The sequence below is a fragment of the Citrobacter sp. genome (assembly GCF_050252275.1).
Taxonomy (GTDB): domain Bacteria; phylum Pseudomonadota; class Gammaproteobacteria; order Enterobacterales; family Enterobacteriaceae; genus Citrobacter_A; species Citrobacter_A amalonaticus.
On the sequence record NZ_JBFWLF010000019.1, the window covers coordinates 1 to 26,861 of the forward strand.

Sequence of the window (26,861 nt, forward strand, 5' to 3'; positions counted from 1 at the left end):
AAACTGGCGGCTTCTGTCGGCGTTTCCGAAGCGGCATTGTATCGCCACTTTCCCAGCAAGACCCGCATGTTCGATAGCCTGATTGAGTTTATCGAAGACAGCCTGATCACCCGTATCAATTTGATTTTGAAAGATGAAAAAGATACTCACGCGCGTGTGCGCCTGATTGTGTTATTGATTCTGGGTTTCGGCGAACGCAATCCTGGCCTGACGCGCATCCTGACTGGACATGCGTTGATGTTTGAACAAGATCGTCTGCAAGGACGTATCAACCAACTGTTCGAACGCATTGAAGCACAACTGCGCCAGGTATTGCGGGAAAAGCGGATGCGTGAAGGTGAAGGGTACGTGACGGATGAAACGTTACTGGCAAGTCAACTGCTCGCCTTCTGCGAAGGTATGCTGTCGCGCTTTGTGCGTAGCGAATTCAAATACCGTCCTACGGATGATTTTGATGCCCGCTGGCCACTGCTCGCCGCGCAACTGCAGTAATGTTTGCCGGATAGCGCACGCGTTATCCGGCCACTCACGTTAAACGCCGAACGCTTCCCGATACGCCCGCACCGCTGCCAGATGCTCTGCCATTTCCGGCTTCTCTTCCAGATAGGCAATCAGGTCTTTCAGGGTGATGATGGAAATCACCTTACAGCCATAATCGCGCTCGACTTCCTGAATGGCAGAAATCTCGCCACGTCCGCGTTCCTGACGATCCAAAGAGATCAGCACACCAGCCAGCGTTGCACCATTGGCCTGGATGATTTCCATCGATTCCCGGATGGCCGTACCAGCGGTGATCACATCATCTACCAGCATCACGCGGCCTTGTAATGCGCTGCCAACCAGATTGCCACCTTCTCCGTGATCTTTGGCTTCTTTGCGGTTAAAGCAGTACGGCAGGTCTTTGTCATGATGTTCCGCCAGCGCGACCGCCGTGGTCGTCGCAATGGGAATGCCTTTGTAAGCCGGGCCAAAAAGCAGATCAAATTCAATGCCAGAATCCACTAATGCTTCAGCGTAAAAACGGCCTAACAGTGCCAGATCGCGCCCGGTATTAAACAGGCCGGCGTTGAAGAAATAGGGGCTCTTGCGCCCGGATTTCAGCGTGAACTCGCCAAACTTGAGTACCTGTTTGTTAAGCGCAAACTCAATAAACTGGCGTTGATAGGGTTTCATGGATTCGCTCCTCATTTCACTTTCATCGTTGACAAAATCTACGGACAAAAAAAAGGCGACTCATTGGTCGCCTTAAAATCAATTCTCTAGCGCCGCCTTCTGCGTCGCAACAATGGATTCGATTCCCCCTCGGGCCAGTGCCAGCAAGGTGAGAAGTTCTTCATGGCTGAACGGCTCACCTTCTGCCGTCCCCTGCACCTCAATGATTCGTCCATCTTCGGTCATCACCACGTTCATGTCGGTTTCCGCCGCTGAGTCTTCAACGTACTCCAGATCGCAGAGCGCTTCGCCGTTAACGATCCCCACGGATACCGCAGCAACCATCCCTTTCATCGGATTGGTTTTCAGCTTACCGCTGGCCACCAGTTTGTTCAGCGCATCCGCCAGCGCCACACAGGCGCCGGTAATGGAAGCGGTACGCGTGCCGCCATCGGCCTGGATCACATCGCAGTCCAGGGTGATAGTAAATTCACCCAACGTTTTGAGATCGACTGCAGCGCGCAGCGCACGGGCGATCAGACGCTGAATTTCCATAGTACGGCCGCCCTGCTTGCCTTTTGCGGCTTCGCGCGCGTTACGGGTATGTGTTGCACGCGGCAACATGCCATATTCAGCGGTGATCCAACCCTGGCCCTGACCTTTCAGAAAACGCGGTACGCCTTCTTCAATTGAGGCCGTGCACAGCACTTTGGTATCTCCAAATTCGACCAGCACCGAGCCTTCAGCGTGTTTTGTATAGTTACGGGTCAGGGTTACGGGACGCACCTGATTAGCGCTACGGCCTGCTGGACGCATATTGAGATCTCCGGCTTAAACGAATGTGGCTGCGCATTATACGGACTTCCGGCGGTTATTCCTATCCTGACAAGGCCGGGATGGCTATAATCCTTCCATCTCTCCTTTAAAAACAGGAACGTCTATGATCCGCAGTATGACCGCCTACGCCCGGCGTGAAATCAAGGGTGAATGGGGTAGCGCCACCTGGGAAATGCGCTCGGTAAACCAGCGTTATCTGGAAACTTACTTTCGTCTGCCGGAACAGTTCCGTAGCCTTGAGCCTGTTGTTCGTGAACGCATTCGTACGCGCCTGACGCGCGGTAAAGTCGAATGCATGCTGCGCTTTGAACCCGATGCCAGCGCGCAGGGCGAGCTCATCCTGAATGAAAAGCTCGCAAAACAACTCGTGAATGCGGCTAACTGGGTCAAAATGCAGAGTGATGAAGGGGAAATCAATCCGGTCGATATCCTGCGCTGGCCCGGTGTTATGGCAGCACAGGAACAGGATCTGGACGCCATTGCTGCAGAAATCCTGACCGCACTCGACGGCACGCTCGACGATTTCATCGTTGCCCGCGAAACGGAAGGTCAGGCACTGAAAGCGTTAATCGAACAACGTCTGGAAGGTGTCAGCGCTGAAGTTGTTAAGGTCCGCGCCCATATGCCAGAAATTCTGCAATGGCAGCGCGAGCGTCTGGTCGCTAAGCTTGAAGACGCTCAGGTCCAACTGGAAAACAACCGTCTGGAACAAGAACTGCTCCTGATGGCACAGCGCATTGATGTGGCAGAAGAACTGGATCGCCTGGACGCCCACGTTAAAGAAACCTACAACATCCTGAAGAAAAAAGAGGCAGTAGGCCGCCGTCTGGACTTCATGATGCAAGAATTCAATCGCGAATCGAATACGCTGGCGTCAAAATCCATTAATGCGGAAGTGACCAATTCCGCCATCGAACTGAAAGTTTTAATCGAGCAAATGCGCGAGCAAATCCAGAACATCGAGTAAGGTGTCTTTCCGCGTAGCCCGTCAGCCAATGGCGGTGCTACGTTTTTCACGACTCACGCTAAATTGTGGACATCTTCAGTTTAGTTTTTCTCATCCATTTTACCGACAAAAAAATTCTCATATCACGCACTACTTCAGAAGAACATCAATTTCACATTAGCTGAAATTATTAAAAATCACTCGCCTTAGAAAATCTCAATCGTGACGACGAGCACAAATCGTTACTCTTTGTCCCCAAAATACTGGGGGGAGTCATGCTGTTACACGTTTTGTACCTGATAGGGATCACTGCCGAAGCCATGACCGGCGCGCTGGCGGCGGGTCGTCGTCGGATGGATACATTCGGCGTCATCATTATTGCCACCGCAACAGCAATCGGCGGTGGCTCTGTCCGCGATATTCTGCTCGGCCACTATCCTCTGGGCTGGGTTAAACATCCCGAATACGTGATTATTGTCGCCACAGCGGCAGTCCTGACGACTATTGTGGCTCCCGTCATGCCCTACCTGCGCAAGGTGTTCCTGGTACTGGATGCCTTAGGCCTGGTGGTTTTTTCCATTATTGGCGCTCAGGTGGCCCTGGATATGGGGCATGGACCGATCATTGCCGTCGTTGCAGCGGTCACCACCGGCGTCTTCGGTGGAGTGCTGCGCGATATGTTCTGTAAACGTATTCCGCTCGTTTTCCAGAAAGAGCTGTACGCCGGGGTTTCATTCGCCTCTGCCGTGCTGTATATCGTCCTGCAACACTATGTTTCCAGTCAGGATATCGTGGTTATCTCAACCCTGATGTTTGGCTTTGTCGCCCGACTCCTGGCGCTGCGCCTTAAACTGGGTTTGCCGGTGTTTTACTACCACCACGAAAGCCACTAAGGAATGAAGCTCTCAATCTGCTGAGCTGCCAACCAGTGGCTCAGCTGTTTGACCTCCGCGTTGTCCAGCCATGTCATCACCTGACGTGCGCGACGCGGGCCGACTGCCGGAAGTTGTTGCCAGTACAATTCAGTTCGCCCTGACAACTGCCGCCATGAACGATCGCCACTGGCATTGAGCGCCACCAGTGGTAACGGGATGCCTAACGCTTGTATCCAGCGAATAAAAGGCTGTTTTCTAACCAAATTAAACTGATGCCATACCTGCTCACCTTTTGCTTTCGCAAATCCCGGCGTGTGCTGAATCTGCTCCTGAGTTAAAGCCAGCCATGAAAAGATATGTTCAAAGTGATGCTGCTGATGAAGCGCCCGCCAGCCCGCCTCACCCACACCGTCCAGCTTTAAAACAGCGCCAGAGCCCAACCAGACCAGGCGGGAAATAAACTGTTCCTGACATGATGCGGAAGCAAAAAAGCAAGTCAATGAATTGAAGCGATTATCAGGAGGTATCGGTTTAGCCCGGTCTGAACTCCGCCAGACGACATCGTCAATACGTGGGATCCCCTGTCCGGCAAGGCTCACCAGGATTTGATCGCCAGGGGCGATATCCCACTCTTTCCAGCGATTTACGGAACCGATATTCACCCGTTGTACCCGTTTATCATCCAGCATGACGGGGGCAAGTGTTGCTACAACGGCGATTTTTCCGCTTTTGCCGACCGTAAATTGAATCGCTGTGACCTCCGCCACCTGCGCAACGGGTGGGTATTTCCAGGCAACCAGCCAACTCCCTTGCCCTGGTAACCACTGGTGGGACGCAGGTTCCTTGTCCATTCGCACAACGACCCCATCGGTAACGAAGGGCAAAGCGGACGTCCACCAGTGCGTACGCGCCCGCTCCACGGCCTCAACGTTGTCAACTGGCAGCGTGAATGCCTTCGCTAGTGTAAAACCCGCTGCACTCAACTGGTTGACTCTTTCGGACATTGTCTGCGGGCCATCAGGCCAGGCCCAGATAAAAATCCCCAGTGATGATAAGTCGCTTACGCTGGTCTTGCGCATCAGCAGACCAGCCACCTTCGAACGGGCATTCATCCCGCCCATTTTTTGCTGGATATGCCCTTCCCGTCGCAAAAAGATCTCACCCTGTAACACGCTGTTTGTCAGCGCCCCCGCCACAGTTTGCGGCACGGCTGGCATCAGCTGTACTTTTTGCGTCCAGTCTTCGCCCTTCAGACCATCGCCACGGCTGATCGCCTGCGTCAGTTTGCCATGTTGATATTTCAGCGTAACCGCCACACCATCAACCTTCGGCTGTACCCACAAATCGTTGTGCCCGCGCATCCATTGCTGCACAGCTCGCTTGTCAGGCAGCTTTTGTACCCCGGTATGGGCGACGGGATGAGGGACCGTACCACCCGGTGAAGGCAACGCCTGGCTGGGCGGAGAGTCGTCAGCAAAACAGTGCTGCCACTGAAGCAGTCGTGCATGCAGTTGATCGTAGACGCCGTCTTCGACCACACTCACTCCCTCTTTCCAGTAGGCGTCATCCCACTGCGCAATTTGCTGTTGCAAACGAGAGATCTCTTCGTGAGCCCTCGCAGACGACCATACCGGACATACCGCCCAGGACTGCGCCTGCCATAACCACAACCCCATCAATATCGCTGTCCCCACTTTCATCGCCACTCTCCGCTGTACGTTTCCAGGCAGATATAGCGCGTTGTGTGGGCAGCGCCGAGCGACAAAAGTGTAGATTGCGTTCAGGCTTCCAGTGATTCCGCTCATTTGCAGAGAATGTTGCGTAAATCAGGAAACAGGCGCGCAAAAAGCAATAATCTGGCGTAAAAAGTGTGACAAAGACTACGTCGCGTAGCGGTGACGTGTATAATAAGCCCGTATGTAGGTTCATTTTCGATAATCACATACGTAAGATACTCATGGCTCAAGGCACGCTTTATATTGTTTCTGCCCCCAGTGGCGCGGGTAAGTCCAGCCTGATTCAGGCTTTGTTAAAAACCCAACCGTTGTATGACACCCAGGTTTCTGTTTCGCACACGACGCGCGCTCCGCGCCCGGGTGAAGTTCACGGCGAACATTATTTCTTTGTGGATCATGACGAATTCAGAACCATGATTGGCAACGACGCGTTTCTGGAACACGCAGAAGTTTTTGGTAATTACTATGGCACCTCGCGTGAAGCCATTGAGCAAGTGCTGGCTTCCGGGGTAGATGTCTTTCTCGATATCGACTGGCAGGGCGCGCAACAAATTCGTAAGAAGATGCCGCATGCGCGCAGTATCTTTATTTTGCCGCCGTCTAAACTGGAACTGGACCGCCGTTTGCGGGGTCGTGGACAGGATAGCGAAGAGGTGATTGCGAAACGTATGGCGCAAGCTGTTGCAGAAATGAGCCATTACGCCGAATATGATTATCTTATTGTGAATGATGACTTCGACACCGCCCTGGGCGATCTGAAAACCATTATTCGCGCCGAACGTCTGCGCATGAGCCGCCAAAAGCAGCGTCATGACGCTTTAATCAGCAAACTGTTGGCAGACTGAACCCACTTTCAGTATCATGCCCAGTCATTTCTTCACCTGTGGAGCATTTTAAGTATGGCACGCGTAACTGTTCAGGACGCTGTAGAGAAAATTGGTAACCGTTTTGACCTGGTACTGGTCGCCGCGCGTCGCGCTCGTCAGATGCAGGTAGGCGGAAAGGATCCGCTCGTACCGGAAGAAAACGATAAAACTACCGTAATCGCGCTGCGCGAAATCGAAGAAGGTCTGATCAACAACCAGATCCTCGACGTCCGTGAGCGCCAGGAACAGCAAGAGCAGGAAGCCGCTGAATTACAAGCCGTAACCGCCATTGCTGAAGGTCGTCGTTAATCACAAAGCGGGTCGCCCTTGTATCTGTTTGAAAGCCTGAATCAACTGATTCAACACTACCTGCCGGAAGACCAGATCAAACGTCTTCGGCAGGCGTATCTCGTTGCACGTGACGCTCACGAGGGCCAGACACGTTCAAGCGGTGAACCTTATATCACGCACCCTGTTGCCGTAGCCTGTATTCTGGCCGAGATGAAACTCGACTATGAAACGCTGATGGCTGCGTTGCTGCATGACGTGATCGAAGATACTCCCGCCACCTACCAGGACATGGAGCAGCTGTTTGGTAAAAGCGTTGCTGAACTGGTAGAGGGGGTGTCGAAACTTGATAAACTCAAGTTCCGCGATAAGAAAGAGGCGCAGGCCGAAAACTTTCGCAAGATGATTATGGCGATGGTGCAGGATATCCGCGTCATTCTCATCAAACTCGCCGACCGTACCCACAACATGCGCACGCTGGGCTCATTACGCCCGGACAAACGTCGCCGCATCGCCCGTGAAACCCTCGAGATCTATAGCCCGCTGGCGCACCGTTTAGGTATTCATCACATTAAAACCGAGCTTGAAGAGCTGGGTTTTGAGGCGCTGTACCCGAACCGCTATCGCGTGATTAAAGAGGTGGTTAAAGCCGCTCGCGGCAACCGAAAAGAGATGATCCAAAAAATCCTCTCTGAAATCGAAGGACGACTGCAGGAAGCGGGAATTCCATGCCGTGTGAGTGGTCGTGAAAAGCACCTCTATTCCATCTATTGCAAGATGGTGCTTAAAGAGCAGCGTTTCCATTCGATCATGGATATCTATGCGTTCCGCGTAATCGTCCATGACGCCGACACCTGCTATCGCGTGCTCGGCCAGATGCACAGCCTCTATAAACCGCGTCCTGGACGGGTAAAAGACTACATCGCCATTCCAAAAGCGAACGGCTATCAGTCTTTGCACACGTCGATGATCGGTCCACACGGCGTTCCGGTTGAAGTCCAAATCCGTACAGAGGATATGGACCAGATGGCCGAAATGGGGGTCGCGGCGCACTGGGCTTATAAAGAGCACGGCGAAACCAGTACTACCGCGCAGATTCGTGCCCAGCGCTGGATGCAAAGCCTGCTGGAACTGCAACAAAGCGCAGGTAGCTCGTTTGAATTTATCGAGAGCGTGAAATCCGATCTGTTCCCGGATGAGATTTACGTTTTCACACCGGAAGGGCGCATTGTCGAACTGCCTGCCGGTGCCACTCCTGTCGACTTTGCTTATGCGGTGCATACCGATATCGGTCATGCCTGCGTCGGCGCACGCGTCGACAGACAGCCCTATCCGCTGTCACAGCCGCTGACCAGCGGTCAGACGGTCGAAATCATTACCGCGCCGGGGGCTCGTCCGAACGCGGCATGGCTTAACTTCGTCGTCAGTTCAAAAGCCCGCGCCAAGATCCGCCAGTTGCTGAAGAACCTCAAGCGCGATGATTCTGTCAGTCTGGGACGTCGCCTGCTCAACCATGCGTTAGGTGGCAGTCGTAAGCTGGCTGAAATCCCGCAAGAGAGTATCCAGCGTGAACTTGAGCGGATGAAGCTTGCGACGCTTGACGATCTGCTGGCAGAAATCGGCCTCGGCAATGCCATGAGCGTGGTGGTAGCGAAAAACCTGCAGCAGGGCGATGCCTCCGCAATCCAACCTGCTATGCCCGGCCACGGTCATTTGCCTATTAAAGGCGCAGATGGCGTGCTGATTACCTTTGCCAAATGCTGTCGTCCGATTCCGGGCGATCCGATCATTGCCCACGTCAGTCCGGGTAAAGGCCTGGTCATTCACCATGAATCCTGCCGTAACATCCGTGGTTACCAGAAAGAGCCAGAGAAGTTTATGGCGGTGGAATGGGACAAAGAGACGGAGCAGGAATTCATCACCGAAATCAAAGTGGATATGTTTAACCACCAGGGTGCGCTGGCAAATCTGACGGCGGCGATCAACACCACCACCTCTAATATTCAGAGCCTGAATACTGAAGAGAAGGATGGTCGCGTCTACAGCGCCTTTATTCGCCTTACTGCGCGCGACCGTGTGCACCTGGCGAATATCATGCGCAAAATTCGCGTGATGCCTGACGTGATAAAAGTCACCCGTAACCGAAACTAGTTTTATGAACCTACAGCGCTATGCTCGTATTTGTGAGATGCTCGCCAGGCGCCAGCCGGACCTGACCGTTTGCATGGAGCAGGTCCACAAACCTCATAACGTTTCTGCGATTATTCGTACCGCAGATGCCGTCGGCGTCCACGAAGTCCACGCCGTCTGGCCAGGCAGTCGTATGCGCACCATGGCCTCAGCAGCAGCCGGCAGCAACAGTTGGGTGCAGGTGAAAACCCACCGCACAATTGGCGATGCCGTCACGCATTTAAAAGGCCGGGGCATGCAGGTTCTGGCAACTCATCTATCTGATAATGCCGTCGATTTCCGCGAAATCGATTACACACGTCCGACCTGTATCCTGATGGGGCAGGAGAAAACGGGTATTACCCAGGAAGCGCTGGACCTGGCGGATCAGGATATCATCATCCCGATGATCGGCATGGTTCAATCGCTTAACGTTTCCGTTGCCTCAGCGCTGATTCTGTATGAAGCGCAGCGCCAACGGCAGAATGCCGGGATGTATCTGCGCGAAAACAGCATGTTGCCGGAAGGCGAACAGCAGCGCCTGTTGTTTGAAGGCGGCTATCCGGTACTGGCGAAAGTCGCCAAACGCAAAGGGCTGCCCTATCCGCATATCAATCAGCAAGGTGCGATTGAAGCCGATGATACCTGGTGGTCCACCATGCAGGCGGCGAAGTAAATCATGAGTGGGCGCCTGTTAGATGCTGTCCCGCTCAGTTCACTAACGGGCGTTGGCGCAGCGCAGAGCAGCAAACTGGCAAAAATTGGTCTGCACACCGTGCAGGATCTGCTGTTACATCTCCCTCTGCGTTATGAAGACCGCACCCAACTCTATCCCATTGGCGAACTGCTGCCCGGCGTATACGCCGCTGTCGAAGGGGAAGTGCTGAACTGTAACATCACTTTCGGGGGTCGCCGGATGATGACCTGTCAGATCAGCGACGGTACCGGCATCCTGACAATGCGCTTTTTCAACTTCAGCGCGGCGATGAAAAACAGCCTCGCCACCGGACGACGCGTACTGGCTTATGGCGAAGCGAAGCGCGGGAAGTACGGCGCAGAGATGATCCACCCGGAATACCGTGTTCAGGGCGATCTCAGTACACCAGCATTGCAGGAAACCCTCACCCCGGTTTATCCCACTACCGAAGGGGTGAAACAGGCAACACTGCGCAAGCTCACCGATCAGGCGCTGGATCTGCTGGATACCTGCGCCATTGCCGAACTCTTACCGCCGGAATTGTTGCAGGGCATGCTCAGTCTGCCTGAAGCGCTTCGCACACTGCATCGCCCACCGCCGACGCTCCAGTTAAGCGATCTCGAAACCGGACAGCACCCGGCGCAACGTCGTCTGATTCTGGAAGAGTTGCTGGCGCATAACCTGAGTATGCTGGCGCTTCGTGCAGGCGCGCAGCGTTTTCATGCCCAACCGCTGAGCGCCAACGACACGCTGAAAAATAAACTGTTAGCCTCGCTGCCCTTTAAGCCGACGGGTGCGCAAGCCCGCGTGGTAGCGGAAATCGAGCACGATATGGCGCTCGATATCCCCATGATGCGTCTGGTGCAGGGTGATGTCGGCTCCGGTAAAACGCTGGTAGCCGCACTCGCCGCTCTGCGAGCGATTGCGCATGGAAAACAGGTCGCGCTGATGGCCCCGACCGAGCTACTGGCGGAGCAGCATGCCAACAACTTCCGTAACTGGTTTGCTCCGCTGGGTGTCGAAGTCGGCTGGCTGGCGGGCAAGCAGAAAGGCAAAGCGCGTCTGGCGCAACAAGATGCGATTGCCAGCGGACAGGTACAAATGGTGGTAGGAACGCACGCGATCTTCCAGGAACAGGTGCAGTTCAACGGCCTTGCGCTGGTCATCATCGACGAGCAGCACCGTTTTGGCGTGCATCAGCGCCTCGCACTGTGGGAAAAAGGCCAGCAACAGGGTTTCCATCCGCATCAGTTGATCATGACCGCTACGCCTATTCCTCGGACGCTGGCGATGACCGCCTACGCAGATCTCGATACCTCCGTCATTGACGAACTGCCCCCCGGACGCACTCCCGTTACAACGGTTGCCATTCCGGATACGCGTCGCCACGATATTATTGATCGTGTCCGCAACGCCTGTACGCAGGAAGGTCGCCAGGCCTACTGGGTCTGTACGCTGATTGAAGAATCTGATTTGTTAGAAGCGCAGGCCGCTGAAGCCACATGGGAAGAGTTAAAACTCGCGTTACCAGAACTGAATGTCGGCCTGGTCCACGGGCGCATGAAGCCTGCCGAAAAACAGGCGGTGATGGCGGCGTTTAAACAGGGCGAACTGCACCTGCTTGTCGCCACCACGGTGATTGAAGTCGGTGTGGATGTCCCCAATGCCAGTCTGATGATCATCGAAAACCCGGAACGTCTCGGTTTAGCACAGTTACACCAGCTACGTGGACGCGTCGGCCGTGGCGCGGTGGCCTCACACTGCGTACTACTCTACAAGTCGCCGTTATCGAAAACAGCCCAGAAACGCCTGCAGGTGTTACGCGACAGCAGCGATGGCTTTGTGATTGCGCAAAAAGATCTCGAAATTCGCGGACCCGGTGAATTGCTGGGTACGCGGCAGACGGGGAATGCCGAATTCAAAGTGGCGGATTTACTGCGAGATCAGGCCATTATTCCGGAAGTTCAGCGTATTGCTCGTCATATTCATGAACGTTACCCACAAGAGGCAAAAGCGTTAATCGAACGCTGGATGCCTGAAACAGAACGCTATTCTAACGCCTGATCCTGATGGCGATGCAAAAGCGCGGTGGTTCATCACCACCGCACCTTCTCGTTATTGCGCAAAAATAGGCAACAGTAAATACAGCTTAATCACCAGCGCGTTGACGATATCAATGAAAAACGCGCCGACCATCGGCACCACCAGAAACGCCATATGGGATGGACCAAAACGTTCGGTAATCGCCTGCATATTGGCAATCGCGGTTGGCGTCGCCCCCAGACCAAAGCCGCAGTGTCCCGCCGCCAGCACAGCTGCATCGTAATTTTTGCCCATCATTCGCCAGGTGACAAATATCGCGTACAGCGCCATAAAGATGGACTGCACCACCAGGATTGCCAGCATCGGCAGCGCCAGTGAAGCCAGTTCCCACAGCTTCAGGCTCATCAGCGCCATGGCCAGAAACAGCGACAGGCTGACGTTCCCGAGAACAGAGACTGCACGCTCAAAAACGCGATAAAAACCTACCAGCGCCAGGCCGTTACTGACAATCACGCCGACAAACAACACGCAGACAAACGTGGGCAGCTCAAACACTGTCCCCGCCAGCAATTGCGCAACGAACTTACCCACGGTGAGACAGATGGCGATAAGCGCAATGGTTTCAATCAGTACCAGCGAGGTGATCATGCGCCCGACGTCCGGCTTTTCAAAGGCGGTAGGCACTTCCAGATCGTCCGGAATACCGTCCGGCGTGGTGGAGTGTTTGACCAGATAACGTGCCACAGGCCCGCCGATCAGCCCACCAAGAACCAGACCAAAAGTGGCGCACGCCATCGCCACTTCCGTCGCGTTAGCAAAGCCGTAGCGTTCGATAAACAACTTGCTCCAGGCGGCACCAGTACCGTGGCCACCAGACAGCGTGATCGAACCTGCAATCAACCCCATCAGTGGATCAAGTCCCAGCAGGCTGGCCATCCCAATGCCGATGGCATTTTGCATCAGCAGCAACCCCACGACGACGATCAGGAAAATTCCCACCACGCGACCGCCCGCCCGTAAGCTGGCGATGTTGGCGTTTAAACCGATGGTGGCGAAAAACGCCAGCATCAGCGGATCGCGCAACGTCATATCGAAATTCACTTCCCAGCCCATGCTCTTTTTCAGTACTAACAGGGCCAATGCGACCAGCAACCCACCAGCAACGGGTTCTGGAATCGTATATTTCTTGAGGAAGGAGACTGACTGAACCAGTTTACGCCCCAGTAGCAACGTCAGCGTTGCGGCAACGAGGGTTGATAAGGTATCGAGTTGAAACATACAAAGCTCCTTGAGTACGTCTGAATCAGTTACGCACTGATGTCTTATTCCTGCGGATATTTTTAGCTTTTAGTAGTAATTCGGCATGGATTTTAAGCAGAAAAGAGGGAAAAGTTATATAAAAATGTGATTTCATCCATTTTAAATATTAAGAATACCCACTCGCAAACGTTTGCTTTTACCATCTGGTCAGATAAAATGCCCGCTTTGTCATCACGGGATTATCATTGATGTCTGTTAACACCCTCGAGTCGGAAAATGCGCAACCGGTTGCGCAGACTCAAAACAGCGAACTGATTTATCGTCTTGAAGATCGCCCGCCGCTTCCGCAAACCCTGTTTGCCGCCTGTCAGCATCTGTTGGCGATGTTCGTTGCGGTCATTACGCCGGCGCTGCTCATCTGTCAGGCGCTGGGGTTACCGGCTCAGGATACGCAACACATTATCAGTATGTCGCTGTTCGCCTCTGGCGTGGCCTCCATTATTCAGATTAAAGCCTGGGGTCCGGTGGGTTCAGGGTTGTTATCGATTCAGGGCACCAGTTTCAACTTCGTGGCACCGCTGATTATGGGCGGTACCGCACTGAAAACCGGCGGTGCAGACGTCCCCACAATGATGGCGGCGCTGTTTGGTACCCTGATGCTGGCCAGTTGCACGGAGATGGTGCTCTCCCGGATTCTGCATCTCGCGCGTCGTATCATCACCCCGCTGGTCTCGGGCGTAGTGGTGATGATTATCGGTCTGTCGCTGATTCAGGTGGGGCTGACGTCCATCGGTGGTGGTTATGCCGCGATGAGCGACAACACGTTTGGAGCGCCCAAGAATCTGATGCTGGCAGGCGTTGTGCTGCTGCTGATTATTCTGCTCAACCGCCAGCGTAACCCGTACCTGCGCGTGGCTTCACTGGTGATCGCTATGGCGGCGGGCTATGCGCTGGCATGGTTTATGGGCATGCTGCCGGAAAACAACGCGCCAGCCTCCCAGGATCTGATCATGGTGCCGACGCCGTTGTACTACGGGCTGGGCATTGACTGGAATCTGCTGCTGCCGTTGATGCTGGTGTTTATGATTACCTCGCTGGAAACCATCGGCGATATCACCGCAACGTCCGACGTTTCCGAACAGCCCGTCTCTGGCCCGCTGTACATGAAGCGTCTGAAGGGCGGTGTGCTGGCAAACGGCCTGAACTCCTTCGTCTCTGCGGTCTTTAACACTTTCCCAAACTCCTGTTTCGGACAGAACAACGGGGTCATTCAGTTAACCGGCGTGGCCAGCCGCTACGTTGGCTTTGTGGTTGCGCTGATGCTGATCGTGCTCGGTTTGTTCCCGGCGGTGAGCGGCTTTGTGCAGCATATCCCTGAGCCAGTGCTCGGCGGGGCAACGCTGGTTATGTTCGGGACTATCGCGGCCTCTGGGGTGCGGATTGTTTCCCGCGAACCCCTGAACCGCCGCGCAATCCTGATTATTGCGCTGTCACTGGCTGTCGGTCTTGGCGTCTCTCAGCAGCCGCTGATCCTCCAGTTTGCACCTGACTGGGTGAAAAACCTGCTCTCTTCCGGTATTGCTGCGGGTGGTATAACCGCTATCGTACTGAACCTGATTTTCCCGCCTGAAAAGCAGTAAAGGCTATGCGACGGTGATTCAAATTCACCGTCGTTATCATACTCTTTCACGATTCCTGCCTTGAGGATTGCGCGTAAATCGTGCATAACTCAACTATGTGCCCTTCGCAGGATGGAAGACCATGAAATTTATTGGAAAGCTGATTCTCTATGTGCTGATCGCCCTTCTGGTGGTGATTCTCGGCCTCTATTTCCTGCTGCAAACGCGCTGGGGCGCAGAACACATCAGTGCCTGGATATCTGAGCACAGCGACTATCAGTTATCCTTTGAGGCGATGGACCATCGTTTTTCTTCTCCTTCACATATCCTGCTGAAAAACGTCACCTTTGGGCGTGATGGTCAACCAGCCACGCTCGTGGCAAAAGCGGTCGATATTGGGCTGAGTACTCGCCAACTGACACATCCACGGCATGTCGATACGATCCTGCTTCAAAACGGTACCCTTAATATTTCGCCTCAGACGGCACCGCTCCCCTTTCAGTCTGACCGCCTGCAGTTGCAGGATATGGCGTTTAATAGCCCAGGCAGCGAGTGGGATCTGAGCGCTCAGCGGGTTAATGGCGGCATCATTCCCTGGCTGCCCGAAGCCGGTAAAGTGCTCGGCAGCAAAGCGCAGATTCAGCTCAGCGCGGGTTCTCTGACATTAAATGACGTTCCTGCTGCTAACGTCCTGATTGAAGGCAGTATCGATAACGAACAGGTGACATTAAGCACTATCGGCGCAGATATCGCGCGCGGTGCGTTAACCGGTGTGGCAAAACGCCATGCTGATGGCAGTTGGATGGTGGAGAATCTGCGGCTGAACGACATCCGACTGCAAAGCGATAAATCGCTGGCCGACTTTTTCGCGCCGCTGAACGCCATTCCATCGCTTCAGGTTAATCGCCTTGAGGTCACTGACGCGCGTCTACAGGGACCGGACTGGGCGGTCACTGACCTTGACCTTAGTTTGCGCAATCTGACTTTCAGCAAAGACGACTGGCAGACGCAGGAAGGCAAATTGTCGATGAATGCCAGCGAGTTCATTTTTGGCTCGTTGCATCTGTTCGACCCTATTCTGAATGCCGAGTTTTCGCCGCAAGGTATCGCGCTGCGCCAGTTCACTACCCGCTGGGAAGGCGGAATGGTCAGGACTTCCGGCAACTGGCTGCGGGAAGGTAAAGCCCTTATCCTCGATGACGCAGCCATCGCGGGCATCGAGTACACCCTGCCGGAAAACTGGAAACAGCGCTGGATGCAACCGCTGCCGACATGGCTGAACAGCCTGACGCTGAAGAAATTTACTGCCAGCCGCAACCTGGTGATTGATATCGACCCGACATTCCCGTGGCAGTTGACCGCGCTGGATGGTTATGGCGCGAATCTGGGGCTGGTCCAGAACCAGAAATGGGGCGTCTGGAGTGGAAACGCGACCCTGAATGCCGCCGCCGCCACCTTCAACCGCGTTGACGTGCGCCGCCCCTCCTTGTCTTTAGCCGCCAATGCCAGCACGGTAAATATCAGCGAACTGAGCGCTTTTACGGAAAGAGGGATTCTGGAAGCGACCGCCAGCGTGTCACAGTTACCGCCGCGCCAGACACAGATCAGCCTGAATGGCCGCGGTGTCCCGGTGAACGTTCTACAGCAATGGGGCTGGCCGGCACTGCCGATCGCCGGTGACGGTAATATCCAGCTAACAGCCAGCGGAACGGTGCAGGCAGACGCGCCGCTCAAGCCCACAGTGAATGGGCAATTGCACGCCGTGAATGCGAATAATCAGCAGGTCACGCAAACCATGCAGGCCGGAGTCGTCTCCGCGGGTGAAGTGACGTCGACCGAACCAGCCCCCATTTCCCCCGCGCCCGTTACGCCATAATCTCTCCTTACCGCTCCCGGATATTCATTATCCGGGAGCGTTCTCTGTCTGAAAGCGAAACAGGTATTCATTTATCGGCTATTTGTGCCTATTTTCCGCAACAGGTTTTCATCCCCACCGGGAGTTGTTATAACAATTACGTTGGAAGTCTTATTTAATGATTACAAACACCCTACATAAAATAAAGGAATAGCCATGTCTGTAATACGTCAACGTATTCTGGCGGATATGCAAAGATTCTCCAGAGCAATGATCGGGGCGGTCTTGTTCTTACCTGTTATTGGCTTAATCCTGGCATTAAGTTCAATATTAACTAACCCGACACTTATTTCCGAAACCAGCTTTTTACATCAAATAGGTCAACTCCTCGGTGATACCTTCTGGCCATTATTTGGCAACCTGGGACTGCTTTTCTGTGTCGGCATCAGCTATGGTCTGGCGAAAGATAAAAAAACCGAAGTCGCGCTGGTTGCCGTCATGTGCTTTATTATGTTTTTGGGCGCCAATCACTCCTGGCTGGAATATACTCACGGCATCGCTGAAAAGGTCAATGGCGAATATTATGGCACCGGACAAACGCAAATTTTAGGTTTTGTCGTTGTTGATATGGGGATCTTTTTAGGGATTATTCTCGGCTGCACCATTGCCTGGGTCCATAATAAAGTCTCTGAAATAGAGCTGCCGGGCGCACTCTCGATGTACGGCGGCGCAAAACTGACCTTAATCGCCATGACGCCGGTGATCCTTTTTTACGCCATTGCCTTTACCTGGTTCTGGCCGTTCATCACGCACGGCATCGCGGCATTAACCAGTTTCATGAAAAACGCCGGGGTGGCAGGCGTCTTCGTGTACGGCTTCTTTGAAAAATTCCTGATCCCAACAGGACTGCACCACTTTGTCTGGTCTCCCTTCCAGTTGACCCAGATTGGCGGCACTCTGAACGTTGACGGGCAGGTGGTCTCCGGGACGCAGGCCATCTTCCTGGCCTACATGCGCCATCCGGATCTCACCCCGGTAATGAACGAAGCACTGCGCTTTTCCCAGCAGGGCATGACGACAATCTTTGGTCTCTCCGGTGCAGCGCTGGCGTTTTACCACACCGCCACGCCGGAGAAGAAAATGATGGCGAAGGCGATTCTGTTGCCCGCTATTATTACCTCTATCCTCACCGGAATTACCGAACCGATTGAATTTACATTCTTATTTATTTCGCCGCTGTTATGGCTGATTCACGCCACGCTGACCGCCGCCTCTCAGGCAATTTGCGATCTGCTGACGGTTCGTCCGTGGGGCGCGTCCGGACTCATTGAGTTTCTGATATATAACCTGCCGTTGCCGGCAGCCCTCACCCGCTGGCCGCTATACGTTCTAATCGGTATCGGGCAATTCGCCGCGTACTACGTCATTTTCCGTACGCTGGTCATCAGGCTGAACCTGAAAACACCAGGGCGCGAAGATGACGGCGAAGTGAAACTCTACAGTAAAGAAGATTACCGCAATAAAAAGGCCAAAGCAGGTCAGGCCGTCACCGATGAGATCATTAAAGGCTTAGGCGGCAAAGAGAACATTATTTCTGTTGATAACTGTTTTACCCGATTACGCGTCGCGCTCCATCATCCCGACAAAATTGATGAAGCCTTATTAAAAAGTACCGGTGCCAATGGCGTAGTGCGTAATCAAAATGAAGTTCAGGTTATTTACGGTGTGAGGGTTGGACAGGTTCGATCCCGGGTAGATAACTGGCTGGCAAATAATTAATCAGGAGTTGTTATGAAATTAACCGTATTAGGCGGGGGCGGCGTTCGTTCCGCGTTCCTGGCGAAATCTCTGGCCTATAATGCGCATCGTATTGGTTTACAGGAAGTGGTGTTCCTCGATAACGCAGAAGAGAACCTGAAAATTTTCGGCGAAATCGCCCGTTATGTTTTTGCCACGATTCGACCTGATATTCGTTTCAGCCTGACGACGGATCCGGTATCTGCGTTAAAGAACAGCAATTATGTCATCACTACGCTACGCGTCGGCGGCGATGAAAGCCGTGTGCGCGATGAACGTATCGCGCTCAACCATAACACATTAGGTCAGGAAACCACCGGGGCGGGTGGTTTTGCGATGGCGATGCGGTCAATTCCCGCCATTCTCAATTACTGCCGTCTGATTGAAGAACATGCCGCACCCGATGCCATTCTGTTCAACTTTACTAACCCTTCCGGACTGGTTACCGAGGCGATCATTAAATCCGGGTTCAAACGTCGGGTTTATGGCATTTGCGACGCGCCATCAGAACTGATTCGCGAACTGCCTGCCATCCTCAACTGCGACGAAGCGGATTTGAAAGTGGAGTGCTATGGTCTGAACCACTTCTCGTGGTTTACCCATTTCACCGTGAAGGGTGAGGACGTCACCGACAAACTGGTGAGCAACCCGGCGCTGTACAGCAAAACGGCGATGCAGTACTTCTCACCGGTGCTGGTTCAGCTTTGCGACAAGCAATTGCTGAATGAATATCTCTATTACTATTACTATCGCGAAGTGGCGCTGAAAGCGATTCAGGATGCACCGGAAACGCGCGGTGAAGCTATCGCGCGGATCAACAAGGAAATGCGCGAGGAACTGCAGAATGTGGATGCGCAGGCAAACCCGGAAGCCGCATTCGATATCTGGATGAAACACTATCTGCGCCGCGAAAATAGCTATATGCAGAGTGAGTCGCATCAGGAAAAATTCAACACCCGCACGCCACTAACGCTGCAACAGTTTATTGAAGAACCGGATAGCGGCGGTTACGCAGGGGTGGCGCTGGATATTCTCGAAGCCGTGAACAGCGCCACCAGCAAACGCATCGTTGTCTCACTGCAAAACAATGGCACGCTGGATTTCTTACGCCCGGATGATGTCATTGAGATCAGCTGTGATCTGAGCAAAGAGGGGCTGAAACCGGTGACGCCGATCCACGTACCGGATGCGCAGAAAAACATGATCTCCTGCGTGAAAGAGTACGAACGTCTGGCAGTGGACGCCATCATGCGCAAAGATAAATTTCTGGCAATCCGCGCATTAATGGCGCATCCGCTGATTGGCTCCTGGTCGTTGGCCGAAAAGTTGGTTGGCGAGTATCTCGACGAAGCACAGTTTAGCGACTGGAAATGATCGTTCCCGGGGCGTCGAGTGGCGCCCCGCCCGGATTTTGCATAAACCAGAGCTTCAGCAAATGTTCGAATCCCAGGATGCAGTAACCAAAGAAAGGGTTGCTCCAGTAGATATCATCATCAAACTTTTGCGGATCGTGAATGATGACGGCGGTGTTTGCCGCCTGGGCCAGGGGGCTTTGATAGTCACCGGTAAAGCAGACAAGGTCGGTATTTTTACCTTCCAGCGCCTTGACCCAATTTAATGCCGAACTGCTGCGACCAGATTTAGACACCAGCCAGATAGAATCGAATTTTGCAGCCGTTTTTTGTTCCAGTATTTCGTAGTCCGGCCAAAGTGCCAGGCTGGCATTCACGCCAATCACCAGGAATTTATTATAAATATATTGCGCAATCAGTTGTGAGAAACCGCTGCCATGAATAAGAATACGGTCGTGCTGCAGACGATTTAATAGCAACGCGAGGTTTTCGGTTGGCTGGACATTCATAAAGTTAATATCATTGGTCACATCAAGTTTTGGCATTGTGATATTAAATTTAATGAAATACACCAGCTCCAGCCAGCCGCTAAATTTGAGCTTTTTCGCCAGACGGACCAGCGATGACGGATTGCTGTAACAGTGTTCCGCGACGGTGCGGATACCCTCACGAATGCATTGTTCTGGATTATTCTGAATAAAGCGCAGTACGGTAACTTCTGTCTTACTTAATTTTACATCACGAAATACATTTTCCAGTTCCATTTTCTGCTCCTGTGAGTGCAGAATAAATTTATCATTTTTTAAAGTAAACGGTCTGTGCAACAGGTCACTTCATCACAATTTCATATTAAAAAAAGAAATGAATAAAAATCTGACATTACTCGCCATGATATTTTTCTTATGGGGCAATATAACCGCCATTAACAGCGTGCTGATCATCTTTTTCTATCAGTATTTCCATCTGTCGTGGTCGCAGTCTATTTTCATTACCGTTATTTTTTACGTGGCCCCTTTTCTGACCTGTCTGCCCTGTTCAATGCTGATTGAACGCCAGGGGTACCGTAAGGTGTTGCTGCTGTCGTTAACGTTGTCGGTTGCGGGATGCCTGCTGTTCGCTCTGGCGTTGCAGCTGGATTCCTTCGCCCTGTCACTGTTGGCGATGTTTGTCGTGGCGACGGGCGTGGCGGCGATGCAGGTTGTCGCGAATCCCTATCTGACATTGCTCAGCGCACCGCACAAACGCATTGGCAATCTGTGTCTGGCCTCTGCGGTTAATTCGCTGGGAACCACGCTGGCGCCCATGCTGGTTGCCCTCCTCCTGGCGTTTTCACCTATCGATATCCTGGCGCGTGAAGAACCTATCAGTGCGCTCTGGCTTTGCCTCGCCTGCTTTTCGCTGGCATTGATTGCAGGGGTTTTTTGGATCCGCCTGCCGGATGTGGCGCGCCCGGGAAAAGCCGCGTCAGGAACGTATAACGCCTGGAAGAACAGAGAACTGTTATTCAGTGTGGCGGCGATTTTTATCTATGTCGGCGTCGAAGTGAGCCTTGCGACCAGTCTGGTAAAATATCTCATCACCATCGGCGGCTGGAGCACTACTGTTGCGATGTCGCTGGTCTCTTTTTACTGGGGAGGTGCGCTGGCGGGTCGTTTTCTTTATGGTTTTCTCGCCGACAAAACAGGCAATTACACGCCGTTTCTGATGGCGACGCTGGCCTGTGCAACGGCGGTGATGATGGCGATATGGCTGAACAATACCACTGGCGGTTATCTGCTTATCCTGACCGGTTTAGGAAACTCAATTCTCTATCCGATTATCTTCGGGCACACCATCAACAAAAATCCGGCGATCGCCAATATTTCTGCCGCAGCAATGGTGATGGCCGGGATTGGTGGTGCGGTTATACCCTTACTGCAGGCTGCTTGTATTGATGGACTCAACCTCCGGTTCAGCTTTCTATTACCGGTCGCGTTGTATCTGCTGCTGGCGCTGTGGGGGCGGCTGAACCTCCACCCCCTCGGTACATCAACTTAAAGCGAAATGACGATCTCATGACTTTGCGGCGTCACCATCACGCCCAGTTCGCTTCCCCGGTGTGAAGCGCCGCGAATACCGCTAATCTGCGCGATGTTACGCAGGCACAACGTCCAGTCGTGCGCATCCCCCTTGCCCGTCACGGTGAGGGTGTTGCCATTGCGCTTAGCAGTCAGCGTAAAGATAACCGAACCGTCAGCAGCAGGGACGTCGCACACGGCTTCACGTCCCTCCTCGAGCGCGAACAACTGGAAGGCAGTGCCTTCGTTCCACGCGTAATCTGGTTTCTGATTATTACGGCCCAGCGCCAACAGGGTGTTGCCACGCACATACACTGGCAGACTCAGGAAGTCATGCTGCTGTTTGTACCAGCGGCTGCCCTGTACGACGTCATTGTGCCACAGATGCGTCCAGCGTCCTTCCGGCAAGTAAAACTGCACCTCCCCCGTTTCCGAGAATACAGGCGCCACCATCACTGAATCCCCTAGCATATACTGGCGATCGAGATAATCGCATGCCGGATCGTCCGGGAACTCCAGCATCATGGCGCGCATCATTGGCGTGCCCCGCTCGTGTGCACGAGCCGCTTCACGGTACAGGTACGGCATCATGCGGCACTTCTGCTCGGTGAAGAAGCGCACCACATCGCAGGATTCCTCATCATACGCCCAGGGCACACGATAGGATTTGCTGCCGTGCAGGCGACTGTGGCTGGAGAGCAGACCAAACGCACACCAGCGTTTATAAACGTGTGCCGGCGCGGTGTTTTCGAAGCCGCCGATATCGTGGCTCCAGAAGCCAAAACCGGACAAGCCAATGGACAGGCCGCCGCGCAGGCTTTCTGCCATTGACTCATAGTTGGCGTAGCAGTCGCCGCCCCAGTGTACCGGAAACTGCTGCGCACCCACCGATGCGGATCGGGCGAACAGCACCGCCTCTTTTTCGCCAACGGTCTCTTTCAGCACGTTCCACACCAGTTCGTTGTAGATGTAGGCATAATGGTTGTGCATTTTCTGCGGATCGGAACCATCAAACCATTGCACATCGGTCGGGATACGCTCGCCGAAGTCGGTCTTGAAGCAGTCAACACCGATATCCACCAGACCTTTCAGTTTATTGGCATACCATTCACAGACCTGCGGATTGGTGAAGTCATAAATCGCCAGCCCCGGTTGCCATTTATCCCATTGCCACAGCGAACCGTCCGGACGTTTCAGCAGGTAGCCTTTCTCTTTCAGCTCCTTGAAAATCGGCGATTTCTGTCCGATGTACGGGTTGATCCATACGCAGACCTTCAGCCCTTTCTCCTTCAACCGACGAATCATTCCTTCCGGGTCGGGGAACGTCACCGGATCCCATTCGAAGTCGCACCACTGAAAAGCCTTCATCCAGAAGCAGTCAAAGTGGAAGACGTGCAGTGGCAGATTGCGCTCAGCCATGCCGTCGATAAAGCGGTTTACCGTCGCTTCATCGTAGTTGGTGGTGAACGAAGTGGTCAGCCACAGGCCAAACGACCAGGCAGGCGGCAACGCCGGACGCCCCGTGAAGCGGGTATAGCGGTTCAACACTTCTTTCGGCGTCGGACCGTCGATCACGAAATATTCGAGATATTCGCCCTCGACGCTGAACTGCACTTTCGACACTTTCTCCGAACCGACTTCAAACGAGACGCACTGTGGATGGTTGACCAGTACGCCATAGCCACGGTTGGTCATATAAAACGGGATGTTCTTATAGGATTGTTCGGTGCTGGTGCCGCCATCACGGTTCCAGGTTTCTACCGTCTGACCGTTACGCACCAGCGCGGTAAAGCGCTCGCCCAGACCGTAAACCGTCTCGCCGACGCCCAGATCCAGGCGCTCGAACATGTAGTTCCGCTGGGTGGTGGTGTCCTGCACATAGCCGTTGTTCTTCAACTGACTACCGGTAATGCGCACACCGTTACGCAGGAAATCCAGCGACCAGCACTCACCTTTAGTGACGCGCACGCTTAAGTTACCGCTTTTCAGCTCAGCAACCTCAGCGGTGTTTTGGATATCGACCTTCACGTCCTGTAAAACATTGAGCGGGTAATGCGGACCGTTATCCAGCGCCCCCTGAAAGTGTTCCATACGCACGCCCACAATCCCTTCCTGCGGCGAAGAGAAACGCAATGTAAAGAGCGGAGTATCCAGTTGCCAGGTGCGTTCGCGGACATCACGCGGCGCGGCATAAACCACCAGTTCGTTACCGTGCTGTTCCACATCAAACACCTGGACTGGATGAAGTAAATTAAGGCCAGGCTGAATCAGCCAGTTTCCGTCGCTAATCTTCATACTCTGTTCCTTTAGTTCTGAAATTCGTTATGCGTAAATTCCTGCTGATTGCGACGCGCGCCCTGTGCCAGTTGGTCGAGGATGTTTCTCAGGTAAGGCGTTTTCAGGGTGTAGAAGCGTTTGGCAATCACGGCACTCAGCAGATAGCAGATGGCCGGGACGATTGTGAACAGGGCAATAATGATGTTGATGGTGGCGTTGTTCTGCGTTTTCGCCGCCGCGTCGTAGCCACCGCCTGCCAACATCCAACCAATAAGCGCGCCACCGAGCGCCAGACCCAGTTTGAGTACGAACAGTGTGCCCGCAAAACTGATACCGGTCAGACGTTTACCGTTACACCATTCGCCATAATCGACGGTATCGGACATCATCACCCACTGGATCGGCGTCACCAGCTGGTGCAACACGCCAATCACGAAGATAAAGACGAACATGGTGATGTCGGCCTGCATCGGGACAAAGAACATCGCGAGGCTAACCACGGCCAGGGCCGCGTTGGTCCACCAGAAGATGCTGACTTTGCATTTCCAGTCGGTGAGGGGTTTTGCCAGCGCGGAGCCAATCAGGTTACCGACACAGTAGGTGGTCAGGAAGGCGACGAATACTTCCGGCGTCCCCAGGATCCAGGTGACGTAATACATCATCGCACCACCGCGTACGCAGACGGCGAGAATATTGAGGATGGTCAGCAGCCCCACAATCCGCCACTGGTCATTTTGCCAGATATCGCGGAGATCTTCGCGCATTGAGGTTGTGCTCGGTGGCGCTTCGATACGCTCTTTGGTGGTGAAGAAGCAGAACGCCAGCATCAGGAATGCCACTACCGACAGCACTGCAATCCCACCCTGAAATCCCAGCGCTTTGTTATCACCGCCAATAAGATTCACCAGCGGCATCATCAGCACGGTCGAGAGCATCCCGCCCGCCGTCGCCAGCACAAAGCGCCAGGATTGCAGAGAAATACGCTGCGTGGGGTCATTAGTGATCACCCCGCCCAGTGCGCAATACGGGATATTCACCACGGTATAAAGCAGCGTCAGCAGCGTATAGGTGATAGCAGCGTAAATCATCTTACCGTTCAGGCTGAGGTCCGGCGTGCTGTATGCAAGGACGCAAACAAGGCCAAACGGCAGCGCGCCAAACAGCACCCACGGACGGAATTTGCCCCAACGGGAACGCGTGCGATCCGCCAGCAGCCCCATGCACGGGTCTGAAATGGCGTCCAGCGCGCGCGCCAGTAAAAACATGGTGCCGACAAAACCGGCGGGAATACCGAAAATATCGGTATAAAAAAACATCATATACAGCATGACGTTATCAAAAATGATATGACTGGCAGCGTCGCCCATCCCGTAGCCAATCTTCTCCTTAACAGACAAAATATGAATAGTCATAACGCATCCTTTCGCGCTCTCATGCGCACTGGTACCGGTTACCGTTTTTGTAAACCATTCGCGCTAGCGACGGATATTCCGATATCTCGTTATTAAATTACGATTCTTGTTTTCTGTGATCGCGGTTGCGCCAGAAGATGTGAGAAAATGTAACTAGAGGAATTTATGAGGATTTATATGAAACCGATCATGGTAAGAAGAAAGGGAAGTTAAAAAAGTGAGTGAGGGGGTGTGGAAACGTCAGGAAGTAGCTATAATGCGCCCCGCCTCCATGTAGCAATGCAGGCGCGGAAGATCGTCGTCTCCGGTGAGGCGGCTGGACTTCAAATCCAGTTGGGGCCGCCAGCGGTCCCGGGCAGGTTCGACTCCTGTGATCTTCCGCCAAAATATCATGCTCTATTCCCGCTTCAGAAAGCCTAAAAACGCCTTCTACATTCGAGTTTCGCGCGGTTTTCATCGCGTCTCTTACAACACCATCACCATCTCGTGCCACGCCATCCCGCCGTGATCGGATTCAGACGGTTTGACGTAGCGATAGCCAAAGTGAGCATAAAGATCGACATGACGATCTTTACACATCAGGTGAATCGTCTTTTTGTGCATCGCTTTCATCCGCGCCACAAATTCGCGCATCATCAGTGAAGAATAGCCTTTGCCCTGAAAATCCGGGTGCACCACCACCGACATAATCACCGCATTGGGCGCATCCGGATCGTGGCCTACCAGTTCCTTAAAAGCCTCGTCAGACATCACCACTTCCCAGGCGCAACCGGCATTAATAAAGCCAGCCACCTCGCTGTTTAACTCCATGCACATAAATCCCTGCGGATAGCGCTGGATACGGGTAGCAATCTTTTCCCGGGTTGCCGCTTCATCGCCTTCATAGGCGAGCGTTTCAATCTCATAACAGCGGTCAACATCGGCGGGCGTGGCCTGACGGAATAGCGGAGTGGGCATGCGTTTACCTTTTTTTGAATCAACTGGACTGCCTCATCATACCCGCAGATAACACGGTTTACGCTGATGGTATTCACATGAAAATGAAAGGGATGTACAAAGCCCGGCGTGATGTTATTCGCCGGACCATTTGCGGATGTGCGAGCAGATTGACGCATTGCGTCATGAAATCAGCTAGCCGGGTAGTCCAGATACCCTTCTTTCCCGCCACCAAAGAACGTCTCTTTAATTGGCGCATTCAGCGGCAAGTCATTTTTTAGTCGATGTGGCAGATCCGGGTTAGCAATAAATGGACGACCAAAACCGATCAGATCGGCCCAGCCGTTCGCCAGCGCCTCTTCAGCACGGGCTTTGGTGTATTTACCGGAGTAAATCAACGTGCCGTGGAAGATAATACGCAGCGCTTCTTTAAACGCGGCAGGCATGACCGGCGCATCTTCCCAGTCCGCTTCGGCGATATGAATATAGGCAATGCCTAGCTCGTTCAGCACGCTGGCTGCCGCCAGATAGGTCGCTTCCGGGGTATCATCTTTTGACCCCATCAGCGTGGTCAGCGGAGCGAGACGAATACCCACGCGCTCTTTACCAATCGCCGCTGAGACCGCCGTCACCACCTCCCGCATAAAGCGCAGACGGTTTTGCAGCGAGCCGCCGTATTCGTCGTCA

21 protein-coding genes, 1 tRNA gene and 1 pseudogene are annotated in these 26,861 nt (G+C 53.5%); 14 read left to right on the top strand and 9 right to left on the bottom strand.

Features of this window, described 5'->3' with window-relative positions:
- A partial coding sequence (slmA, locus tag AB7E14_RS02950) for a nucleoid occlusion factor SlmA (protein WP_428169315.1) occupies positions 1 to 492 on the top strand: 492 nt, incomplete at its 5' end.
- Positions 493 to 531: 39 nt separating this feature from the next.
- Here slmA and pyrE read toward each other — a convergent pair.
- Together pyrE and rph are read right to left on the bottom strand one after the other, a co-directional pair.
- Positions 532 to 1,173, bottom strand: a complete 642-nt coding sequence (gene pyrE / locus AB7E14_RS02955) for an orotate phosphoribosyltransferase (protein ID WP_042998635.1) — start codon at positions 1,171 to 1,173, stop codon at positions 532 to 534.
- A gap of 78 nt (positions 1,174 to 1,251) precedes the next feature.
- Positions 1,252 to 1,968, bottom strand: coding sequence for a ribonuclease PH (gene rph / locus AB7E14_RS02960; protein WP_042998636.1), 717 nt, complete (start codon positions 1,966 to 1,968; stop codon positions 1,252 to 1,254).
- Positions 1,969 to 2,092: 124 nt separating this feature from the next.
- Here rph and AB7E14_RS02965 point away from each other — a divergent pair, with 124 nt between their 5' ends.
- Together AB7E14_RS02965 and AB7E14_RS02970 are read left to right on the top strand one after the other, a co-directional pair.
- Entirely contained in the window at positions 2,093 to 2,956 is an 864-nt protein-coding gene (locus tag AB7E14_RS02965; RefSeq protein ID WP_316962419.1) for a YicC/YloC family endoribonuclease, read from the top strand.
- Between the two features lie 254 nt (positions 2,957 to 3,210).
- Positions 3,211 to 3,828 carry a trimeric intracellular cation channel family protein gene (locus tag AB7E14_RS02970; protein ID WP_042998638.1) on the top strand — a complete coding sequence of 206 codons (618 nt, stop codon included), beginning with the start codon at positions 3,211 to 3,213 and terminating at the stop codon, positions 3,826 to 3,828.
- Here AB7E14_RS02970 and ligB read toward each other — a convergent pair.
- Positions 3,825 to 5,510 (bottom strand): NAD-dependent DNA ligase LigB, encoded by a 1,686-nt coding sequence (ligB, locus tag AB7E14_RS02975; RefSeq protein ID WP_287115590.1) that lies wholly within the window; start codon positions 5,508 to 5,510, stop codon positions 3,825 to 3,827. The genes AB7E14_RS02970 and ligB overlap by 4 nt on opposite strands.
- A 257-nt stretch (positions 5,511 to 5,767) precedes the next feature.
- Between ligB and gmk the strand changes: the two genes are divergently transcribed.
- The 5 genes from gmk to recG are packed head-to-tail and all read left to right on the top strand — an operon-like array spanning position 5,768 to position 11,630.
- A complete protein-coding gene (gmk, locus tag AB7E14_RS02980) occupies positions 5,768 to 6,391 on the top strand; it encodes a guanylate kinase (RefSeq protein WP_042998640.1) in 624 nt (207 codons plus the stop codon).
- 54 nt (positions 6,392 to 6,445) lie between these two features.
- Complete coding sequence (gene rpoZ, locus AB7E14_RS02985; RefSeq protein WP_000135058.1) at positions 6,446 to 6,721, top strand: DNA-directed RNA polymerase subunit omega; 276 nt, start codon at positions 6,446 to 6,448, stop codon at positions 6,719 to 6,721.
- 18 nt (positions 6,722 to 6,739) lie between these two features.
- A complete protein-coding gene (spoT, locus tag AB7E14_RS02990) occupies positions 6,740 to 8,851 on the top strand; it encodes a bifunctional GTP diphosphokinase/guanosine-3',5'-bis pyrophosphate 3'-pyrophosphohydrolase (protein WP_042998641.1) in 2,112 nt (703 codons plus the stop codon).
- A gap of 4 nt (positions 8,852 to 8,855) precedes the next feature.
- Positions 8,856 to 9,545 (top strand): tRNA (guanosine(18)-2'-O)-methyltransferase TrmH, encoded by a 690-nt coding sequence (gene trmH, locus AB7E14_RS02995; RefSeq protein ID WP_058587384.1) that lies wholly within the window; start codon positions 8,856 to 8,858, stop codon positions 9,543 to 9,545.
- 3 nt (positions 9,546 to 9,548) lie between these two features.
- The gene (gene recG / locus AB7E14_RS03000; RefSeq protein ID WP_316962420.1) at positions 9,549 to 11,630 is read left to right on the top strand and encodes an ATP-dependent DNA helicase RecG; all 2,082 of its coding nucleotides are present in this window, start codon (positions 9,549 to 9,551) and stop codon (positions 11,628 to 11,630) included.
- A gap of 51 nt (positions 11,631 to 11,681) precedes the next feature.
- On the opposite strand, the gene gltS is transcribed toward recG, so the two are convergent.
- Complete coding sequence (gltS, locus tag AB7E14_RS03005; RefSeq protein ID WP_428169316.1) at positions 11,682 to 12,887, bottom strand: sodium/glutamate symporter; 1,206 nt, start codon at positions 12,885 to 12,887, stop codon at positions 11,682 to 11,684.
- Between the two features lie 230 nt (positions 12,888 to 13,117).
- Here gltS and xanP point away from each other — a divergent pair, with 230 nt between their 5' ends.
- From xanP to AB7E14_RS03025, 4 genes are all read left to right on the top strand, one after another.
- Positions 13,118 to 14,509, top strand: coding sequence for a xanthine/proton symporter XanP (xanP, locus tag AB7E14_RS03010; RefSeq protein WP_042998645.1), 1,392 nt, complete (start codon positions 13,118 to 13,120; stop codon positions 14,507 to 14,509).
- Between the two features lie 121 nt (positions 14,510 to 14,630).
- Positions 14,631 to 16,364, top strand: a complete 1,734-nt coding sequence (locus AB7E14_RS03015; RefSeq protein WP_428169317.1) for an AsmA family protein — start codon at positions 14,631 to 14,633, stop codon at positions 16,362 to 16,364.
- A 195-nt stretch (positions 16,365 to 16,559) separates the two neighbouring features.
- Complete coding sequence (locus tag AB7E14_RS03020) at positions 16,560 to 18,122, top strand: PTS transporter subunit EIIC (protein WP_200118939.1); 1,563 nt, start codon at positions 16,560 to 16,562, stop codon at positions 18,120 to 18,122.
- 12 nt (positions 18,123 to 18,134) lie between these two features.
- Positions 18,135 to 19,514: a glycoside hydrolase gene (locus AB7E14_RS03025; protein WP_109739707.1), complete on the top strand. Its 1,380-nt coding sequence runs from the start codon at positions 18,135 to 18,137 to the stop codon at positions 19,512 to 19,514.
- Here AB7E14_RS03025 and AB7E14_RS03030 read toward each other — a convergent pair.
- Positions 19,498 to 20,256 (bottom strand): MurR/RpiR family transcriptional regulator, encoded by a 759-nt coding sequence (locus AB7E14_RS03030; protein ID WP_042998650.1) that lies wholly within the window; start codon positions 20,254 to 20,256, stop codon positions 19,498 to 19,500. The two genes, AB7E14_RS03025 and AB7E14_RS03030, sit on opposite strands and share 17 nt — an antisense overlap.
- Positions 20,257 to 20,353: 97 nt before the next feature.
- Between AB7E14_RS03030 and AB7E14_RS03035 the strand changes: the two genes are divergently transcribed.
- Positions 20,354 to 21,529: an MFS transporter gene (locus AB7E14_RS03035; protein ID WP_044254397.1), complete on the top strand. Its 1,176-nt coding sequence runs from the start codon at positions 20,354 to 20,356 to the stop codon at positions 21,527 to 21,529.
- On the opposite strand, the gene yicI is transcribed toward AB7E14_RS03035, so the two are convergent.
- Entirely contained in the window at positions 21,526 to 23,844 is a 2,319-nt protein-coding gene (gene yicI, locus AB7E14_RS03040; RefSeq protein WP_316962422.1) for an alpha-xylosidase, read from the bottom strand. The genes AB7E14_RS03035 and yicI overlap by 4 nt on opposite strands.
- Before the next feature lie 11 nt (positions 23,845 to 23,855).
- A complete protein-coding gene (locus AB7E14_RS03045; RefSeq protein ID WP_042998653.1) occupies positions 23,856 to 25,238 on the bottom strand; it encodes a glycoside-pentoside-hexuronide family transporter in 1,383 nt (460 codons plus the stop codon).
- Positions 25,239 to 25,527: 289 nt separating this feature from the next.
- Here AB7E14_RS03045 and AB7E14_RS03050 point away from each other — a divergent pair.
- Positions 25,528 to 25,622 (top strand) — tRNA-Sec (locus tag AB7E14_RS03050).
- Between the two features lie 81 nt (positions 25,623 to 25,703).
- Here AB7E14_RS03050 and AB7E14_RS03055 read toward each other — a convergent pair.
- Complete coding sequence (locus AB7E14_RS03055; protein WP_054177233.1) at positions 25,704 to 26,195, bottom strand: GNAT family N-acetyltransferase; 492 nt, start codon at positions 26,193 to 26,195, stop codon at positions 25,704 to 25,706.
- 170 nt (positions 26,196 to 26,365) lie between these two features.
- Positions 26,366 to 26,861, bottom strand: a pseudogene (locus tag AB7E14_RS03060) (alkene reductase); the annotation flags it as partial.

Bases quoted from the DNA above. Each gene is read 5' to 3' on its own strand.
- AB7E14_RS03055 (WP_054177233.1), bottom strand. From the start codon at position 26,195: ATGCCCACTCCGCTATTCCGTCAGGCCACGCCCGCCGATGTTGACCGC.
- xanP (WP_042998645.1), top strand. From the start codon at position 13,118: ATGTCTGTTAACACCCTCGAGTCGGAAAATGCGCAACCGGTTGCGCAG.
- AB7E14_RS03045 (WP_042998653.1), bottom strand. From the start codon at position 25,238: ATGACTATTCATATTTTGTCTGTTAAGGAGAAGATTGGCTACGGGATG.
- recG (WP_316962420.1), top strand. From the start codon at position 9,549: ATGAGTGGGCGCCTGTTAGATGCTGTCCCGCTCAGTTCACTAACGGGC.
- trmH (WP_058587384.1), top strand. From the start codon at position 8,856: ATGAACCTACAGCGCTATGCTCGTATTTGTGAGATGCTCGCCAGGCGC.
- ligB (WP_287115590.1), bottom strand. From the start codon at position 5,510: ATGAAAGTGGGGACAGCGATATTGATGGGGTTGTGGTTATGGCAGGCG.
- gltS (WP_428169316.1), bottom strand. From the start codon at position 12,887: ATGTTTCAACTCGATACCTTATCAACCCTCGTTGCCGCAACGCTGACG.
- gmk (WP_042998640.1), top strand. From the start codon at position 5,768: ATGGCTCAAGGCACGCTTTATATTGTTTCTGCCCCCAGTGGCGCGGGT.
- pyrE (WP_042998635.1), bottom strand. From the start codon at position 1,173: ATGAAACCCTATCAACGCCAGTTTATTGAGTTTGCGCTTAACAAACAG.
- AB7E14_RS03015 (WP_428169317.1), top strand. From the start codon at position 14,631: ATGAAATTTATTGGAAAGCTGATTCTCTATGTGCTGATCGCCCTTCTG.
- rpoZ (WP_000135058.1), top strand. From the start codon at position 6,446: ATGGCACGCGTAACTGTTCAGGACGCTGTAGAGAAAATTGGTAACCGT.
- AB7E14_RS03020 (WP_200118939.1), top strand. From the start codon at position 16,560: ATGTCTGTAATACGTCAACGTATTCTGGCGGATATGCAAAGATTCTCC.
- AB7E14_RS02965 (WP_316962419.1), top strand. From the start codon at position 2,093: ATGATCCGCAGTATGACCGCCTACGCCCGGCGTGAAATCAAGGGTGAA.
- AB7E14_RS02970 (WP_042998638.1), top strand. From the start codon at position 3,211: ATGCTGTTACACGTTTTGTACCTGATAGGGATCACTGCCGAAGCCATG.
- rph (WP_042998636.1), bottom strand. From the start codon at position 1,968: ATGCGTCCAGCAGGCCGTAGCGCTAATCAGGTGCGTCCCGTAACCCTG.
- yicI (WP_316962422.1), bottom strand. From the start codon at position 23,844: ATGAAGATTAGCGACGGAAACTGGCTGATTCAGCCTGGCCTTAATTTA.
- AB7E14_RS03030 (WP_042998650.1), bottom strand. From the start codon at position 20,256: ATGGAACTGGAAAATGTATTTCGTGATGTAAAATTAAGTAAGACAGAA.
- AB7E14_RS03035 (WP_044254397.1), top strand. From the start codon at position 20,354: ATGAATAAAAATCTGACATTACTCGCCATGATATTTTTCTTATGGGGC.
- AB7E14_RS03025 (WP_109739707.1), top strand. From the start codon at position 18,135: ATGAAATTAACCGTATTAGGCGGGGGCGGCGTTCGTTCCGCGTTCCTG.